The sequence below is a fragment of the Micromonospora sp. CB01531 genome (assembly GCF_001905095.1).
GTDB lineage: Bacteria > Actinomycetota > Actinomycetes > Mycobacteriales > Micromonosporaceae > Micromonospora.
On sequence record NZ_LWLS01000057.1, the window covers coordinates 110,938 to 126,365 of the forward strand.

A 15,428-nucleotide genomic window follows, 5' to 3' on the forward strand; every position below is an offset into this window, starting at 1 on the left:
GCCCGGAGCCGGGCGGCCGGCCGGTAACGTGACGCCGTGACCACCGAGACCCCCGTCGCCAAGCGCGTGCCGAGCGAGCGCACCCACCACGGCGACACTGTCGTCGACGAGTACGCCTGGCTGGCGGCCAAGGACGACCCGGCGACGATCGCCTACCTGACCGCGGAGAACGCGTACACCGAGGACCGCACCACGCACCTGGCGGAGCTGCGGTCCCAACTGTTCGAGGAGACCCGCCGGCGCACCCAGGAGACCGACCTGTCGGTGCCCACCCGCAAGGACGGGTACTGGTACTACACCCGCACGGTCGAGAGCCAGCAGTACGGCGTGCACTGCCGCCGGGCCGTCCGGGACGGCGAGACCGCGCCCCCGATCAGCGCCGACGGCGCTCCGCTGGACGGCGAGGAGGTGCTGCTCGACGGCAACCTGCTCGCCGAGGGGCACGACTTCTTCGCCCTCGGCGTGTTCGATGTCAGCCCGGACGGGCGCTGGCTCGCATACTCGGCGGACTTCGCCGGCGACGAGCGGTTCACCCTGCGGATCAAGGACTTGAGCACCGGCGAGGTGCTGCCCGACGAGATCGCGGACACCTTCTACGGCACCGCCTGGTCGAGCGACGCCTCGACGCTCTTCTACGTCACGGTGGACGACGCCTGGCGGCCGAACCGGGTCTGGCGGCACGCCGTCGGCACCCCGTCGAGCGAGGACGTGGTCGTCCACCAGGAGGACGACGAGCGGTTCTGGGTGGGCGTCGAGCTGACCCGCTCCGAGCGGTTCGTGATGATCGACATCCACAGCAAGATCACCAGCGAGGTACGGGTCGTCCCGGCGGCCAACCCGACCGGTGAGCCCGCCGTCATCGCCCCGCGCCGGCAGGGCGTCGAGTACTCGGTGGAGCACCACGGGCACCGGTTCCTGATCCTGCACAACGACGGCGCGGAGGACTTCGCCCTCGCGTTCACCTCGGCGGACACGCCCGGCGACTGGACCCCGTTGATCGAACACTCGCCGGGCACCCGGCTGGAGTCCGTCGACGCGTTCGAGAACCACCTGGTCGTCTCGCTGCGCAGCAACGGGCTGACCGGGCTGCGGGTGCTGCCGGTCGGCGGCGGCGACCCGTACGACATCGACTTCCCGGAGCCGATCTACAGCGTCGGGCTGGACGCCAACCCGGAGTACCGCACCCGCGAGCTGCGGCTGCGCTACACCTCGCTGGTCACCCCGGACTCGGTCTACGACTACGACCTGGTCACCCGGCAGATGGTGCTGCGCAAGCAGAAGCCGGTCCGCCCCGGGCCGGACGGGCGGGCGTACGACCCGGCCGACTACGAGCAGCACCGGGACTGGGCGCTGGCCGACGACGGCACCCGGGTGCCGATCTCGCTGGTCTGCCGGAAGGACACCCCACACGACGGCTCCGCCCCCTGCCTCATCTACGGCTACGGCTCGTACGAGGCGAGCATGGACCCGTGGTTCTCCATCGCCCGGCTCAGCCTGCTCGACCGGGGCGTCATCTTCGCCGTGGCGCACATCCGCGGCGGCGGCGAACTCGGCCGGCGCTGGTACGACGAGGGCAAGCTGCTCGCCAAGAAGAACACCTTCACCGACTTCGTGGCCTGCGCCCGGCACCTGGTCAAGGCCGGCTGGACGGCCACCGACCGCCTGGTGGCCCGGGGCGCGTCGGCCGGCGGTCTGCTGATGGGCGCCGTGGCCAACCTCGCGCCGGACGCGTTCACCGGGATCGTCGCGCAGGTGCCCTTCGTGGACGCGCTCACCTCGATCCTCGACCCGTCGCTGCCGCTCACCGTCACCGAGTGGGAGGAGTGGGGCAACCCGCTCGACGACCCCGAGGTGTACGCGTACATGAAGTCGTACACCCCGTACGAGAACGTGGCCCCGGTCACCTACCCGGCCATCCTCGCGGTGACCAGCCTGAACGACACCCGGGTGCTCTACCACGAGCCGGCCAAGTGGATCGCCCGGCTGCGGGCGGTCGCCCCGGAGGGCGACTACCTGCTCAAGACCGAGATGGGTGCCGGCCACGGCGGCCCGAGCGGTCGCTACGACGCCTGGCGCGAGGAGGCGTTCATCAACGCCTGGATCCTCGACCGGCTGGGCCGCGCCTGATCCCGCCGCTGACCCGCCGCCCCCTTGGCCCGCTTTCCCGGAAAGAGTGCCTATTTCAACTCCGGTAGCCACTCCTTCCGGGAAAGCGCGCGAGGGCCTCAGGGGGCGGGCGCGGTGAGCACCGACGCCAGGACCGCCGGATCGACGTTGCCGCCAGTGAGTACGGCAGCGGTCCGGCCGGACGGCAGCGCGTCGGCGTGGAAGAGGCGGGCGGCGACCGCCACGGCTCCGCTCGGCTCCACCACCAGCCGGGCCTCCCGGGCCAGCCGGCCCATCGTCGCGGCGATCTCCTCCTCGGTCACCGTGATGATGCCGTCGAGGCGTTCCCGCAGGTGGGCGAGGGTCAGCTCGGAGAGGTTGGTGCGCAGCCCGTCCGCGCTGGTCCGGTAGGTCCGCTCGACGTCCCAGACCACCAGCTCACCGGCGGCGAGCGACTCCTGGGCGTCCGCCGCGAGCAGCGGTTCCACCCCGACGACGGTGGCCGACGGGCGCAGCGCCTTCACCGCGGTGGCGACCCCCGAGGAGAGCCCGCCCCCGCCGACCGGCACCAGCACCACGTCGACGTCGGGCAGGTCCGCCACGACCTCCAGCCCGATGGTGCCCTGTCCGGCGATGATCCGCCGGTCGTCGAAGGGCGGCACCAGCGTGGCCCCGGTGTGGGCGGCGATCCGCTCCGCCTCCGGCAGCCGGCGGGCCCGTGGGACGAACCGCACTTCGGCGCCGAGCGCCCGGATCTGGTCCACCTTGACCTGCGGCGCTCCCTCGGGGACGACCACCGAGCACCGGACCCCGAACGCCCGTGCCGCGTACGCGAGGGCCTGCCCGTGGTTGCCGGACGAGTGGGTGACCACGCCCCGGGACCGGGCGGCCGGGTCGAGCCGGGCCACCGCGTGGGTCGCGCCGCGCAGCTTGAACGACCCCACCGGTTGCAGGCTCTCCGGCTTGAGCCAGACTTCGTCGTCCCACGGTGCTGGCAGCAGTGGGGTACGCACGACCGTTCCGGCGATGTCGTCGGCAGCGGCCCGGACGTCCTCGATCGAGATCAGCTCCATCGGCCCATCCTGCCCCGCCGCCGCGAACCTCGCCGCCCCTAGACTGCCAGGATGAGCGGGACCGCCGAGGAGGAGCCGACCGGGACGGAGGCACCCCCGGCGCGGGCGGCCCGGCGCGGGCCGACCTGGGTGATCCTCGCGGTGGTGGCCGCCGCCCTGCTGGTCTGCTGCTGCTCGGCGGTGATCGGCCTGGTCGTCGCCTGGTCCGCCGGCCTGCTCACCACCCGCTGACGCCCACCACGTTCGCCGCGTCGCAGGCACACGGCGTCACGGCGGCGGGGCCGCCCAGCAACCGCTCAACGGACCGGGGCCGGCGGGGCCAGGGCAGCCGCCTCCCCGGTACGCGCCATCCGCTGCCAGCGCAGCCGGTTGCCGATCACCGCGGTCACCACCGACTGCACCACCACCAGGTACATCACCTGCCGGTAAACGAGCTGCTGGAACGGCAGCGCCCACAGGGGCCCGAACCGCTCCCGGTCCAGGCGCAGCGCGTACGCGGCGGTGAAGCCCTGGAGCAGGAGCAGCCCGACCCAGGCCAGCACGAGCTTCGACCAGGGCAGGAAGAGCAGTCCGTACAGGGCGAAGACATCGACCGCCGGAGCGGCCAACGGCAGCACGACCTGAAACACGGTCAGGTACGGCAGACCCCGCCGGCCCAGTTTCCCGCCCGCCCCCGGCTCGCCCAGCGCGTGCCGGTGTTTCCACATCGCCTGCAGGGTGCCGTAGCACCAGCGGTACCGCTGCCGCCAGAGCTGGCGCAGCGACGACGGCGCCTCGGTCCAGGCGATCGCGCGCTCCTCGTACACCACCCGCCAGCCGGCCCGGAGCACCTTCATAGTCAGGTCGGTGTCCTCGGCAAGGGTGTCGGCGGGGACGCCGCCGACGGCGAGCAGCACCTCGCGACGGAACGCCCCGATCGCGCCGGGGATGGTCGGCATGCACTCGAGCACGTCGTACATCCGGCGGTCCAGGTTGAACCCGATCACGTACTCCAGGTGCTGCCAGCGGCCGAGGAGCCGGCGCCGGTTGGCCACCTTGGTATTGCCGCTGATCGCGCCGACGCGGGGGTCCGCGAAGCCTTGGACCAGCCGGTGGAGGGTGTCCGGCTGGAAGACGGTGTCCCCGTCGACCAGCACCAGCAGGTCGGCGCGTGCGGCCCGGATGCCGGTGTTCAGCGCGGCCGGCTTGCCGGCGTTCGCCTGCCGGATGACGCGTACCCCGCGTAGCCGCATCCGCTCGACGATCTCGGCGGTACCGTCGCTGGAGCCGTCGTCCACCACGATCACCTCCAGCGTCGGGTACGCGCTGGCGACCAGCGACCGCACAGTGGCGGCGATGTTCGCGGCCTCGTTGTACGCCGGCACGATCACCGAGACCGGCGCGCCCACCACGGGCCGGCGACGCCGGGGCCGGCGGACCCGGCGTACGTGCAGTTGGGCGCAGACCACCTGCACGCCGAGCCGCGCCACCCCGAGCACCAGCGCCACGCCGAGCAGCAGGTTCATGGCGGAGGCCAGCCAGCCGGCCCCGGTCTGCGCCCAGCGCACCGCGATCCCGCTCAGCCGGGCACCGGCGCCGGCCGGGAGCATCGACGCGGGAGCCCCGATCCCCTCCGACACGGTGGTGAACCGGTATCCCGCCTGGGCCAGGCGGGGCAGCAACTGATCGAGGGCGGCCACGGTCTGGCTGCGGTCGCCGCCGCCGTCGTGCATGAGCACCGCGGCCCCGGCACCGCCCTGCGGCGTGGCCGCCCGGACGATGGCCGGGACACCGGGGCGCTCCCAGTCCCTGGCGTCCCGGTCGGCGAGCACCGCCACGTGCCCGCTGCCGGCGGCGTCGCGTAGCGCGTCGTACAGCGGCCGGGTCAGCGCCGCGGGGGTCGACGAGAAGGGCGGCCGGAACAGGGTCACTTCGCGGCCGGTGGCGCCGGCGATCGCGTTCCGCGTCCAGGCGAGTTCGGCCTTGGCCCGCCAGCCGGGCATGTTGCCCACGTCCGCGTGGGTGAAGGTGTGCGAGCCGATCTCGTGCCCCTCGGCCAGGATCCGCCGGACCAGTTCGGGGTGCTCATTCACCCGGGCGCCGACCACGAAGAAGGTGGCGCGGGCGTGGTGCCGGCGCAGCACGTCGAGCACCTGCGGCGTCCACCGCGGGTCCGGCCCGTCGTCGAAGGTCAGCGCCAGGGTGCGCGGCGCGAGCCGCCGAGTGACCGGCGTGGGGCCGTCCAGCCGCAGCACGGGTCCAGCAGCGCTGACCTGTTTCGGTGCCGGTGCGGTGGGCGTCTGGGCGGGGCCCGAGCCGCCGCGGACGTTGGTGACCAGGCCGTTGAAGCTGAGCGCCGCAAGGAGGGCGACCAGCCCCAGCAGGAGCAGCAACCAGTGTGCCCGGGGGTCGCGGCGGGCCACGTGTCGTGCCATGGTCAGGGCTTGCCCGGGCTCTTGCTCGGCTTGGCGCTGTTGCGCCGCTCGTCACCCTGACCCGGCACGCTGCCGGAGCGGCGGGGGGCCGGAGTCGCGGCCCGGGCGGCGCCGGTCGGCTGGGTGGCGGTGGGCGAGGACACGGGCGGGGTGATGCTGGTCACCGGCTCGGGACGAGGGCGCGGCCTGGTCTGCCCGGTCGGGGGCGGGGCGTCCACGCCGACCTCGAGCGGCGGCCCGACCTTCGTCTCCGACCACCCGGGCAGTGGCACGGAGGAGTCGACGAAGAGGCCGGCGAAGATCAGACCGAGGCTGGTGAGCAGGCCGAGGCCCATCGCCGTGCCCGCGACCATGGTCAGCCGCCGGCGGCGGCCGGTCCGGTCGACGAACACCGGTGCCGGTCTGCCGGGCTGGTTGTGCATGCTGGTGGTCTCCCGCTGTCGCGCTCTCCGCTGGCCGCTGCGGCCCGGCTCCGGGAAGGCCATCGGCAGGCCTCCCGGTGCCAACAGCGTTCGCGCTGGTCACCGCGTCACATCAGGTGGTTCGCAGTTCCTCCAGGTTGGTGCTGGCGCGCAGGAAGAGCAGGCCGACCCCGACCATGGCCAGCACCGCGGCCAGGGCACCGACCCCGAGCCAGGCCAACTGCTCCAGCGGTACGTCGGGCACGACGGTCACGTGGGGCACCCACTCGGTCCGGGTGTACTGCGCCTGGGTGGCCGGGTCGTTGCAGAGTTGCTCGCCGGCGTCGCAGACCTGCTGGGTGTAGCCGCCCGCGCTCGGCGGCCGGAACACCCCCCGGACCAGCAGGTACCCGACAGCCAGCGCGATGCCGACCGCCGGCACGGCCGGGGCGAGGGACTGCCAGAGCAGGGCGCGGCCGATGGTGCCCCGGGGCACCCCGGTCGCCACCAGCGCCGCGTACGCCCGCCGGCGCGAGGTGATGCCCTCCACGACCGCAACGAGCAGCCCACCGGCCGCGATGGCCACCGCCACCGCCACGGCCATGTCGACCAGGTCCATCGTCCGCAGGTAGAAGTCGTCCGATCCGCCCAGCCCGGCACCGGTCCGCCGATTCAACTCCATGGTCGTCAGGAGTTCGGCGCGGAAGCCGGCGGCACCCCCGCCGAAGATGAGCGCCGCCAGCAGCGCGGCGAACGTGCGGCTGCCCGCCCACGGGTCGGCCATCAGCCGGCGCGCGGCGAGCAGCGCGGCTGGGCGGCGGGCGCGCCGGTGCAGCATCCGGCCGACCGTGTGGGAGATCCAGCCGGTGCCGGTGACCACCCCGACCATCGCGAGGAGGGCGCCGCCGGTCAGCAGTGTCGGCAGCAGCCAGGGTGGTGGCTGGTCGTTCCGCCGCTCGTACCAGGCCGCCACCGGCTGGAAGGCGGCGAACGCGGCCAACCCGACGATGATCAGCACACCGGGCCACGGCCACGGTGCCCGGGTCCGGACCCGGCGGACCACACCGAACGGGGTGGTGGTCACCCGACGCATCAGCAACGCGCTGACCAGGGCCGCCACCAACGGCAGCCCGACCACCACCGCGACGACCGCCGGCGGTGCTGGGTAGACGTCAGTGGGCAGCGGCAATCGCCCGAGCGTGTCCGGGCGGTGCAGCAGCTGGTGACCGACCAGGTAGCCGACGAGGCCGGCCAGCGTGCCGAGCAGGCTGGCCAACCCCGTCTCCGCCAACGCGATCCACGTGACCTGCCCGGGCGTGGCGCCGGCCAGCCGGAGCGCGGCAAGCCGGCGGTCCCGGGCCGGGGCGCCGAGCCGGGCGCACTGCCCGGCCAGCGCCAGCACCGGGACGGTCAGCAGCAGCAGGGCGAACGCGGTGCCGCCGCGCAGCCCCGGCTCCCGCAGCAGGGCGTTGCTGTACTGCTCCGACTGGGTCCACGCGTCACCGGGCGGCTTGCGGATGGCCAGCACGGTCAGCGCGGCCAGACCGGCGAGGGTGGCCAGCGCGGCGCTCAGCGCGGTCAGCGCGACCCGGGCCAGGTCGGTCCGGGTGCCGGCCAGGGCGAGCCGGAACAGGGTGTGGGGCCTCACCGGTGGCCGCCCGGTAGGGGCGCGTCGAGTCCCAGGCCCGACTGGTCGACCAGCCCGTCGCGCAGCATCACCTCGCGGTCGGCGTACGCGGCGATCCGCGGCTCATGGGTGACCAGCACGACGGTGGTGTGCTGCTCGCGGGCGAGCCGGACCAGCTGGGTGAGCACCTGCTCGCCGGTGAGCGTGTCCAGGGCACCGGTCGGCTCGTCGGCGAAGAGCACCCGAGGCTCGGTGACCAGGGCCCGGGCGGTGGCGCAGCGCTGCTGCTGCCCGCCGGACATCTCGCCCGGCCGGACGTCGGCCACCTCGGCCACGCCGAGCCGATCCAGCCAGGTCAACGCCGCCGTCCGCGCTTCTCGCCGCCCCGTGCCGGCGAGAAGCAGCGGAAGGGCGACGTTCTCCGCCGCGGTCAGCTCGGCGACGAGCTGACCGAATTGGAAGAGCACCCCGAACTCGGTGCGGCGCAGCCGGGACCGGACCGCCTCCGACCACAGGTCGATCCGTTCCCCCCGCCAGGTGACCTGACCGGCATCGGGGCGCAGGATGCCGGCGAGGCAGTGCAGCAACGTCGACTTGCCGCAGCCGCTCGGCCCGGTGACCGCGAGGATCTCCCCCTCCGCCACGTCGAGCGTCGCGCCGCGCAGGGCGGGCGTCCTGCCGTACGCCTTGACCAGCCCGCGGGCCTCCAGACATGTCACGAGTGCACCTCCCGGTGCCAGTCGGCGACGCGTTCCAGGGTGGTGTGCAGCCACCGCAGGTCGGCGTCGAGATGGGCGATGGCGAAGTCGGCCGCGATCACCTCGTCGAGGCTGGCCGAGGGGGCGGTCTTCACCGCGGTCAGCTCGCGGAGCCGCTCGGTGTGCGCCCGGCGCTGGGCGATCAGGTAGGACCGGGCCCGGTCGGCGTCGTCGACCAGCAGGGCGACCATCACCTTGGCGAAGAGGGTGCTGGCCACGTACGGCATCGGCGGCTCGACGGTGGCGAGCCACCGGTCGAGCGCGTCCCGGCCCTCCGGGGTGAGCGCGTACGAGGTGCGGTCCGGGCCGCCGTCGCGCTCCTGGCCGGCGGGGACCACCAGGCCGTCCCGCTGCAGCCGGGCGAGGGTGGCGTAGACCTGCCCGAAGGCGAGCGGCCGGGCCCGGGGCAGCCGCTCGTCGTGCGCGCGCTTCAGCTCGTACCCGTGCCGGGCGCCCCCAGCGAGCAGCCCGAGCAGAACGTGCGGGGTGGACACCTGCTTAACTATTCACTCAGCGAATAGCGGTGTCAAGGACGGCCCGCGCGGCGCGGTGCCGGGCGGGCCGTGGCGTCAGGCGGTCCAGGCGGGATTCCGGCCGGTCCGGCCGAGCAACTGGTCCAGCGCAGTGGCCTCCGACGTGGCCGGCACCGGCTCACCGAACGCGCCCATCTGCTGGCCGGTCTCACCCATCCGGTCCATGAAGCCGTGCCCCGCCGCCAGCACAGCCGGCTCGACCTCGAGCCGCTGACCGGTCGCCCGGGCCAGGTCCCAACCGTGCACCGCGAGGTCGATCAGGGCCATGTCGCCGACCGTCTCCTGCGGCAGCCCCATCCCTGGCGAGACACCCTCCAGCGCCGCCGGGTCCGACCACGCCTCGATCAGCCGTTCGGTCTCCGCCGCGAACCGATCCCGCCACCCCTTGGTCAGGTGGTCCGCCTTCGCCGACCAGTCCACCTCCTGCCGCCGGGCCAGCGCCTGGAAGTTGACCACCACGTCGTACAGGTGGTTGATCAGGTCGCGCACGGCGAAGTCGGGGCACGGGGTGGGCAGGTCGAGCTGGTCGTCGGAGATGCCCTGGACCACCGTCACCGTCCGGGGCGCGGCGGCGGCCAGCAGCTCACTAGTCTTCGTGGTCATAGGGCCAGCGTATGGGGGTGGTCTTGAAAAAATGCGACACGAACCGCGACAGGACAGTCGGGGCATCCTCGACCCCGGCCGGCTGCTGCGGACGGTCCGCTTCCGGCGCCGGCTGCCCGCGCCCGCGCTGCGCCCGTACGTCGAGCACTACTGGCTGGTCGACTGGGCGCTGACCGAGCCGCATCGGCAGCGGGTGGTGCCGCACCCGGCGGTCAACGTGGTGTTCCAGGCCCAGGCCGGCGGCCCGGAGACCGGCGAGGTCGCCGGGGTCGGCCTCGAACTGTTCACCGTCACGCTGCACGGCACCGGCCGGGCCAGCGGGATCCAGTTCCGCCCGGGCGGCTTCCGGCCCTTCTGGCGGCGGCCGGTCCGTGAGCTGACCGGCCGGCGCCGGCCGCTCACCCAGGTCGGGCTGCCGGTCGAGGGTGAACACTGCGCCGGCCCGGACGACGAGCGGTGCCGCCGGCTGGACGCGCTGCTCACCGCCTGGGCACCCGCGCCGGACCCGCTCGCCGCCGAGGCCACCGCGCTGGTCGAGGAGATCCGCGCCGACCGGCGGATCCTGCGGGTGGACGACTTCGCCCGGCGGTACGGTGTCTCGACCCGCCGGCTGCAACGGCTCTTCCTCGACCACGTCGGCGTCGGCCCGAAGTGGGTGATCCGGCGGTACCGGCTCCAGGAGGCGATCGAACAGGCCGCCGCCGGGCCGCTGGACTGGGCGCGGGTCGCCGCCGACCTCGGGTACGCCGACCAGGCCCATCTGGTCCGCGAGTTCAGCGCGGTCACCGGTGTCTCCCCCGCGGCGTACGCCCGCTCGCTGGCCGCGTCCCGCGGTGGGTGACGGCCGGGCGTGCCGCGGACGGACCGTAGTCAGCAGCGACGGACGGCGACCACCGCGACGTCGTCGTGGATCTCCGGCGGCGCCAGCTCGACCAGCAGCCGCTGGCAGAACTGGTCGAGGTCGTCGTCCACCCGGGTGGCGACGGCGGCCAGCGCCGCCATCCCCTCGTCGATGGTGGTGTCCCGGCGCTCGATCAGGCCGTCGGTGTAGAGGACCAGCGTCGCGCCGGCCGGCAGCACGAACTCCAGGTCCGGCGGGCGGGGCGCGCGAACCCCGAGCAGCGGGGCGGACTGCTGCACGAACTCCACCCGGCCGCCGGTGCTGATCAGGGCCGGCAGGTGCCCCGCGCTGGCCAGCCGGACCAGCCCGCTGCCCGGGTCCAGCAGCAGCAGGCAGAGCGTGGCCAGCTCGTTCGGCAGCAGGATGCGCATCAGCTCGTTGACCCGGTCCAGGATCACTCCCGGCGGGTGTCCCTCGACCGCGTACGCCCGCACCGCGTGCCGCAGCTCGGCCATCACGGTCGCGGCGTGCAGCGAGTGCCCGGCCACGTCGCCGATCGCCATCAGCAGGTGGCCGTCGAGCATCACCAGCTCGTAGAAGTCGCCGCCCACCTCGGTGTGGGCGCTCGCCGGCTCGTAGCGGACGGCCAGGTCCAGGCCGGCGATCTCGGGCAGCCGGCGGGGCAGCAGGCTGCGCTGGAGGGTCACCGCGATCCGGTGCTCCTGGTCGAAGGAGCGCTGGGCCTCCACCGCCGAGGCGACGGCCTGGGCGAGCTGCACCAGCACCGGCGTACGGACGGTCTGCGTGGCGGTCGGCACCACCACGTAGAGCGGAGCCCGGTCCTCGCGTAGCCGGGCGGCGGCGACCGTGACGGTGTCGCCGGTCGGCCAGCCCACCAACCCCCAGTTGCCCGGCTCGTCGATCCGGACGGTGGTGCCGATCGGCACCCCGGCGCTGTCGATGGTCCACGGGACGAGGACCCCGGCGGCGTCCGGCGCGGCGGCCACCCCGGCCAGGCCGTCGCCGTCGAAGGTCTCGGCAATCACCGCCGCCGGACTCTTGAAGATCCGCGCCGCACCGGCCGCGGCCGCCGCCAGCAGCCGGCCGAAGTTCGGCGCGGCATGCATCTGCACAGTCGTGTCGGCCAGCGCGACCAGCCGCTCGGCGAGCAACTCGGCCCGCTGCCGGGCCTCGTGGTAGCGGACCATGGCCGCGCCGCCGTCCACCGTCACGCTCCGGCCGAAGGGAGGATGATCGCGCTCAACGCCACGACGACCTCCTGATTTCTGGACGGGCGGACTCTATCACCGGAATATGCGGGCTACTTGTCACGCAGCAAAGGAATGATCGACAGCACGATGCCGGCTCCCGTTCTGCGTATCCCCCTTCTCGTGGGATACCGTTCCACCGAACACAGGAGGTCTGCGTATGTCCCTGACGGTGCACACGGAACAGCGCGGCGACGTGGTCGTCGTGTCGGTCGCGGGCGAGCTGGACATGGCGACGGCACCGCAGCTGCAGGACCAGATCACGGACCTGCTGGACAAGGGGCGCAACCGGCTCGTCTTCGACCTGGCTGAGCTGTCGTTCTGCGACTCGACCGGGCTGTCCGTGTTCGTGCGGGCGAAGAACAGCTGCGACGAGGCCGGCGGCGTGGTCCGGCTGGCCGCCCCGCAACGCGGGGTGCTCCGCATCCTCGAGGTCAGCGGCCTGGTCGAGGTGCTGCACACCTACCCGACGGTGGAGCAGGCGGTCGCGGGCGACCCGACGCCGGCCTCCTCCTGACCGTCCCGCCTCAGCGCTCGTCCTCGATGTAGCGGGGGCGGGCGATCACCAGGCCCGCCGCGGTCTGCACCGCGAGCGCGACCAGCAGGAAACCGATCGGCGCGGTCCAGCCTCCGGTCGCCTCGTAGAGGATGCCGACCAGCAGCGGACCCAGCGCGGCGATGACGTATCCGGTGCTCTGCGCGAAGGCGGACAGCGCCACGGTGCCCTCGGCGGTCCGGGCGCGCAGCCCGATGGTGGTCAGGATCAGCGGGAACGCGCCCTGGCCGAGGGCGAGCAGCAGCACCCAGAGCGGCGCGAGGCCGTGCGGGGCGACGGCCAGACCGAGGTAGGAGGCCGCCGAGAAGGCGGTCAGCCCGAGCACCAGGGGCCGCAGCGTCGGCAGCCGGCCGGCGAGGGCCGGCATCGCCAGCGCCACCGGCACGCCGAGCGCGGTCACCCCGGCGAGCAGCAGGCCGGCCGTCCCCGGCGCGTAGCCGGCGTCCCGGAAGAGCTGGGCCAGCCAGCCCATGATCGCGTACCCGCTGAGCGACTGCGCCCCGAAATAGACCGCCATGGCCCAGCCGAGCCGGGTCCGCGCCGGTCGCACCCCGGCCGAGGTCGCGACGGCCGCGTCCCGGGTCGCCGTCCGCCGCGCGGCGCGGGCGCGCCGCGCCAGCGGCACCCACGGGAGTACGGCCACCGCGGCCAGCCCGGCCCAGACGCCGAGCCCGGCCCGCCACGACCCGAAGGCGTGCGCCACCGGCACCGCCGAGGCCGCGGCCACCGTCGTGCCCGTGGTCAGGGCCATCGTGTACGCCCCGGTGACCAGCCCGGTGCGGTGCGCGAAGTGCTGCTTGACCAGCATCGGCAGCAGGATGTTCGCCACCGCGATGCCGGCCAGGGCGAGCGCGCTGGTGAGCACGAAGACCGCCGCCGAGTCGGTGACCACCCGGAGCACCTGCCCGACGGTGAGCGCGAGCATCGCCACCACCAGCACCCGGGCGGCCGGCCAGCGGCGGACCAGCCACGGGGTGAGCGCGCCGAGCCCGGCGAACGCGATGGTGGGCAGGGTGGTCACGAAGCCGGCCATCGTGCCGGAGAGGCCGAGGCCGCCGCGCACCTCGTCCAGCAGGGCACCCAGGCTGGTCACCGCGGCGCGCAGGTTGAGCGCGACCAGCAGCATGCCGACCAGCACCAGCGCGCCGCCGCCGGCCGCCCGCCGGGCCGCCGGCGGGGCCACTGCGGGCGGGGCCGCCGCCGGCGCCGGACCGGGCATCACGTCGGCGGTGATCTGGTCGGCGGCCGGTGCCTCGGTGCAGGTGGGTGGCGGCGTCATGACCTCCAACCTACAATCATGGGATGAATTTCGGCAGGAGTTGTTACCGGTGACACCCCCCGTCGACGCCGTCGCCCTGCCCCCACGCGGCCACCGGGTCCGCCAGACCATCGAGCAGCTCCGGGCCCGCATCCTCGGCGGCGAGTGGCCGGTGGGCGGCCGGATCCCGACCGAGCCGCAGCTCGTGGCCGCGCTGGGCGTGGGGCGGAACACCGTCCGCGAGGCGGTCCGGGCGCTGGTGCACGCCGGGGTGCTGGAGTGCCGCCAGGGCTCCGGCACGTACGTCGTGTCGACCGACGAGCTGGCCCCGGTGGTCGCCCGCCGGCTCACCGACGACCGGATGACCGAGGTGATCGAGGTCCGCCGCGCCTTCGAGGTGGAAGCCGCCCGGCTCGCCGCACTGCGGCGTACCCCCGAGGACCTGGCGGCGCTCGACGGCGCGCTCGCCACCCGGGAGGCCGCGTGGCGCTCCGGCCGGGTGGACGAGTTCGTCGAGGCGGACGCCGCACTGCACACCGCGGTGGTGGCCGCCGCGCACAACGCCATGCTGGCCGAGCTGTACGCCTCGGTCGGCGCCGCGCTGCGCAGCACGGTCGCCCAGGCCATGGGCGACGCACTGGAGCCCGAGCGGTACGTCGACCACGGTCGCCTGGTCGACGCGATCCGGGACGGCGATCCGACCCGGGCCGCGCTCGAGGCCGGTGCTTTTCTGGAGGCGCAGCCCAGGGCATAGGTTGTCCCGGACCCCCGAAACCGGACAGCACGGGAGTGCGGATGCTCAAGGGCTTCAAAGACTTCATCATGCGTGGCAACGTCGTCGACCTGGCGGTCGGTGTCGTCATCGGCGCCGCGTTCACCGGCGTGGTCACCCAGCTCACCAAGTCGTTCCTGGAACCGCTGGTGCGGGTCGCCATCGCACTGCTCACCGGCAGCAAGAACGGGATCACCGGCTCGACCCCGAACTTCCGCGGCATCCCGTTCGACTGGGTGGCCTTCCTCAACGCGGTGATCACCTTCCTGCTCACCGCGGCGGCGCTCTACTTCCTCGTGGTCTTCCCGATGAACAAGCTCGCCGAGCGGCGGCGGCGTGGCGAGGAGCCGCCGCCGAAGGCACCGAGCGAGGAGATCAAGCTGCTCACCGAGATCCGGGACGCGCTGCTCGCCGGCAACCACGCCACGCCGGCCCAGCGGGGCGCGCTGGACGACGTGCTGGGTCGCCGGCCGGAGCCGCCCACCGCGCGCTGACCCACCCGAGCACACCGGCCCTCGTGGGAATCCCACGGGGGCCGACGTGTGTCGAACACATGTTCGATAGAGTCCGCGTCATGGAGCAGCGCAGGCACTGGTGGAACGGGAAATGGGGACGGCTGGCCCGGCGGGACGTCTTCCTCCGGGTCGACGGCGACCGCTGGCACGTCGAGCAGCGCGCCGGCGGCGCCGAGGGGGTCTCCCAGTTCTACGAGTACGGCAGCGTGGAGGAGGCGGAGGAGACGGTCCGGGCGCTGCTGGAGGGGACGGACACCTGGCGCGAGCTCTCGCCCCGCCCGCCGAGCGGCTGGGCCCCGCCCGTTTAGCGCCGGGCCGGCCCGGGAACCGCTGACGGCATGAGTCAGCAGGTCATTTCCCGGGTCACCACCGGCATGCGGGTGGTCGACTCGACCGGCGCCGAGGTCGGCACCGTGGATCTCGTCCAGCGCGGCGACCCGAACGCGGTGACGGTGCAGGCGCCCGCCGGGGTCGACCCGGGCGGCAGCCTGGACGAGCTGATCGAGTCGGCGGCGGTCGAGGAGCCGGACGTCCCCGCCGACCTGGCCGCCCGACTGCTACGTACCGGATATCTCAAGGTCTCCACCGAACGGGCCCGGACCGGCGCGGTCTACGTGCTGGCCGACCGGATCATGGCCGTCACCGACGACGGCGTACGCCTCGACGTACCGGCCACCGAGTTGCCCGCGGAGGAGTGACGCCT

General features: G+C 73.9%; 17 protein-coding genes. 8 read left to right on the top strand and 9 right to left on the bottom strand.

The genetic code is table 11. The features are described from left to right. Positions 1 to 36 precede the first annotated feature (36 nt). A complete protein-coding gene (locus tag A6A27_RS09465) occupies positions 37 to 2,127 on the top strand; it encodes a S9 family peptidase (protein WP_073834173.1) in 2,091 nt (696 codons plus the stop codon). A 98-nt stretch (positions 2,128 to 2,225) separates the two neighbouring features. On the opposite strand, the gene A6A27_RS09470 is transcribed toward A6A27_RS09465, so the two are convergent. Continuing rightward, positions 2,226 to 3,179: a threonine ammonia-lyase gene (locus A6A27_RS09470; protein ID WP_073834174.1), complete on the bottom strand. Its 954-nt coding sequence runs from the start codon at positions 3,177 to 3,179 to the stop codon at positions 2,226 to 2,228. Between the two features lie 51 nt (positions 3,180 to 3,230). On the opposite strand from A6A27_RS09470, the gene A6A27_RS09475 reads away from it, so the two are divergent. Further along, on the top strand, positions 3,231 to 3,410 hold the full coding sequence (locus tag A6A27_RS09475) for a hypothetical protein (protein WP_073834175.1): 180 nt from the start codon (positions 3,231 to 3,233) through the stop codon (positions 3,408 to 3,410). A 65-nt stretch (positions 3,411 to 3,475) separates the two neighbouring features. On the opposite strand, the gene A6A27_RS09480 is transcribed toward A6A27_RS09475, so the two are convergent. From A6A27_RS09480 to A6A27_RS09505, 6 genes are all read right to left on the bottom strand, one after another. Further along, on the bottom strand, positions 3,476 to 5,593 hold the full coding sequence (locus A6A27_RS09480; protein ID WP_073834176.1) for a bifunctional polysaccharide deacetylase/glycosyltransferase family 2 protein: 2,118 nt from the start codon (positions 5,591 to 5,593) through the stop codon (positions 3,476 to 3,478). A 2-nt stretch (positions 5,594 to 5,595) separates the two neighbouring features. After that, positions 5,596 to 6,078, bottom strand: coding sequence for a hypothetical protein (locus tag A6A27_RS09485; protein ID WP_143193955.1), 483 nt, complete (start codon positions 6,076 to 6,078; stop codon positions 5,596 to 5,598). Between the two features lie 49 nt (positions 6,079 to 6,127). Next, positions 6,128 to 7,642, bottom strand: coding sequence for an FtsX-like permease family protein (locus A6A27_RS09490; RefSeq protein WP_073834178.1), 1,515 nt, complete (start codon positions 7,640 to 7,642; stop codon positions 6,128 to 6,130). Further along, the gene (locus A6A27_RS09495) at positions 7,639 to 8,340 is read right to left on the bottom strand and encodes an ABC transporter ATP-binding protein (protein WP_073834179.1); all 702 of its coding nucleotides are present in this window, start codon (positions 8,338 to 8,340) and stop codon (positions 7,639 to 7,641) included. Before A6A27_RS09495 ends, A6A27_RS09490 begins: the two co-directional genes overlap by 4 nt. After that, positions 8,337 to 8,873: a PadR family transcriptional regulator gene (locus A6A27_RS09500; RefSeq protein WP_073834180.1), complete on the bottom strand. Its 537-nt coding sequence runs from the start codon at positions 8,871 to 8,873 to the stop codon at positions 8,337 to 8,339. Before A6A27_RS09500 ends, A6A27_RS09495 begins: the two co-directional genes overlap by 4 nt. Before the next feature lie 75 nt (positions 8,874 to 8,948). Beyond that, a complete protein-coding gene (locus A6A27_RS09505; protein WP_073834181.1) occupies positions 8,949 to 9,515 on the bottom strand; it encodes a TIGR03086 family metal-binding protein in 567 nt (188 codons plus the stop codon). A 31-nt stretch (positions 9,516 to 9,546) separates the two neighbouring features. Here A6A27_RS09505 and A6A27_RS09510 point away from each other — a divergent pair, with 31 nt between their 5' ends. Further along, positions 9,547 to 10,356 (top strand): helix-turn-helix domain-containing protein, encoded by an 810-nt coding sequence (locus A6A27_RS09510; RefSeq protein ID WP_073834182.1) that lies wholly within the window; start codon positions 9,547 to 9,549, stop codon positions 10,354 to 10,356. A 29-nt stretch (positions 10,357 to 10,385) separates the two neighbouring features. Here A6A27_RS09510 and A6A27_RS09515 read toward each other — a convergent pair whose 3' ends face one another. Beyond that, positions 10,386 to 11,564, bottom strand: a complete 1,179-nt coding sequence (locus A6A27_RS09515; RefSeq protein WP_241825193.1) for a PP2C family protein-serine/threonine phosphatase — start codon at positions 11,562 to 11,564, stop codon at positions 10,386 to 10,388. Positions 11,565 to 11,784: 220 nt separating this feature from the next. On the opposite strand from A6A27_RS09515, the gene A6A27_RS09520 reads away from it, so the two are divergent. Next, a complete protein-coding gene (locus A6A27_RS09520; protein ID WP_073834183.1) occupies positions 11,785 to 12,141 on the top strand; it encodes an STAS domain-containing protein in 357 nt (118 codons plus the stop codon). 10 nt (positions 12,142 to 12,151) lie between these two features. On the opposite strand, the gene A6A27_RS09525 is transcribed toward A6A27_RS09520, so the two are convergent. Then, positions 12,152 to 13,399, bottom strand: coding sequence for an MFS transporter (locus tag A6A27_RS09525; RefSeq protein ID WP_443189959.1), 1,248 nt, complete (start codon positions 13,397 to 13,399; stop codon positions 12,152 to 12,154). 109 nt (positions 13,400 to 13,508) lie between these two features. Between A6A27_RS09525 and A6A27_RS09530 the strand changes: the two genes are divergently transcribed. From A6A27_RS09530 to A6A27_RS09545, 4 genes are all read left to right on the top strand, one after another. Beyond that, positions 13,509 to 14,192: a FadR/GntR family transcriptional regulator gene (locus A6A27_RS09530; RefSeq protein ID WP_073834184.1), complete on the top strand. Its 684-nt coding sequence runs from the start codon at positions 13,509 to 13,511 to the stop codon at positions 14,190 to 14,192. Between the two features lie 41 nt (positions 14,193 to 14,233). Then, complete coding sequence (mscL, locus tag A6A27_RS09535) at positions 14,234 to 14,704, top strand: large conductance mechanosensitive channel protein MscL (RefSeq protein ID WP_073834231.1); 471 nt, start codon at positions 14,234 to 14,236, stop codon at positions 14,702 to 14,704. An 80-nt stretch (positions 14,705 to 14,784) separates the two neighbouring features. Then, the gene (locus A6A27_RS09540) at positions 14,785 to 15,033 is read left to right on the top strand and encodes a hypothetical protein (protein ID WP_073834232.1); all 249 of its coding nucleotides are present in this window, start codon (positions 14,785 to 14,787) and stop codon (positions 15,031 to 15,033) included. Between the two features lie 30 nt (positions 15,034 to 15,063). After that, the gene (locus A6A27_RS09545) at positions 15,064 to 15,423 is read left to right on the top strand and encodes a hypothetical protein (RefSeq protein WP_073834185.1); all 360 of its coding nucleotides are present in this window, start codon (positions 15,064 to 15,066) and stop codon (positions 15,421 to 15,423) included. Positions 15,424 to 15,428: the final 5 nt, after the last annotated feature.

What these genes read in the sequence shown, in the direction of transcription:
- mscL (WP_073834231.1), top strand. Translation starts at nt 14,234, where the DNA reads ATGCTCAAGGGCTTCAAAGACTTCATCATGCGTGGCAACGTCGTCGAC.
- A6A27_RS09520 (WP_073834183.1), top strand. Translation starts at nt 11,785, where the DNA reads ATGTCCCTGACGGTGCACACGGAACAGCGCGGCGACGTGGTCGTCGTG.
- A6A27_RS09505 (WP_073834181.1), bottom strand. Translation starts at nt 9,515, where the DNA reads ATGACCACGAAGACTAGTGAGCTGCTGGCCGCCGCCGCGCCCCGGACG.
- A6A27_RS09525 (WP_443189959.1), bottom strand. Translation starts at nt 13,399, where the DNA reads ATGCCCGGTCCGGCGCCGGCGGCGGCCCCGCCCGCAGTGGCCCCGCCG.
- A6A27_RS09510 (WP_073834182.1), top strand. Translation starts at nt 9,547, where the DNA reads ATGCGACACGAACCGCGACAGGACAGTCGGGGCATCCTCGACCCCGGC.
- A6A27_RS09485 (WP_143193955.1), bottom strand. Translation starts at nt 6,078, where the DNA reads ATGGCCTTCCCGGAGCCGGGCCGCAGCGGCCAGCGGAGAGCGCGACAG.
- A6A27_RS09515 (WP_241825193.1), bottom strand. Translation starts at nt 11,564, where the DNA reads ATGGTCCGCTACCACGAGGCCCGGCAGCGGGCCGAGTTGCTCGCCGAG.
- A6A27_RS09470 (WP_073834174.1), bottom strand. Translation starts at nt 3,179, where the DNA reads ATGGAGCTGATCTCGATCGAGGACGTCCGGGCCGCTGCCGACGACATC.
- A6A27_RS09475 (WP_073834175.1), top strand. Translation starts at nt 3,231, where the DNA reads ATGAGCGGGACCGCCGAGGAGGAGCCGACCGGGACGGAGGCACCCCCG.
- A6A27_RS09540 (WP_073834232.1), top strand. Translation starts at nt 14,785, where the DNA reads ATGGAGCAGCGCAGGCACTGGTGGAACGGGAAATGGGGACGGCTGGCC.
- A6A27_RS09545 (WP_073834185.1), top strand. Translation starts at nt 15,064, where the DNA reads ATGAGTCAGCAGGTCATTTCCCGGGTCACCACCGGCATGCGGGTGGTC.
- A6A27_RS09480 (WP_073834176.1), bottom strand. Translation starts at nt 5,593, where the DNA reads ATGGCACGACACGTGGCCCGCCGCGACCCCCGGGCACACTGGTTGCTG.